1 protein-coding gene is annotated in these 259 nt (G+C 44.4%); it reads right to left on the bottom strand.

What is annotated here, in order from left to right; genetic code table 11:
* Nucleotides 1–147, bottom strand: a 147-nt coding sequence (locus V5P19_RS23890) for a YicS family protein (RefSeq protein WP_306552817.1), incomplete at its 3' end; no start/stop codon positions are given.
* Nucleotides 148–259 lie beyond the last annotated feature (112 nt).

Here is a 259-nt window from a genome sequence, read left to right as displayed (position 1 = left end):
CGCCTGTGGCGTGCAAATTTTACGTAAATCTTGTAATACCGTGGTTTTCTCTTTTGCGGACTGCAGTGAGCTAAAAGGCGACTCGGCGTATACGATGCCTGGCATAGCGAAAAAAGTGAAAATAAGCAGTAGTGTCGTTGGTTTCATGGATTCAACCTTTTACAAATGTGTATCGAATGAAGCATAAGTGTAGTTTGCTTTCATCGCTCTCATCATGCTGTACGAAACGCGCTTGCGTGGTCAGTAAGAAGTGCCAGAC

Source organism: Enterobacter sp. UNJFSC 003, from assembly GCF_036903355.1.
GTDB lineage: Bacteria > Pseudomonadota > Gammaproteobacteria > Enterobacterales > Enterobacteriaceae > Enterobacter.
The sequence above is the reverse complement of the archived record's forward strand: the minus strand, read 5'-3'. Positions and strand labels throughout refer to the sequence as shown.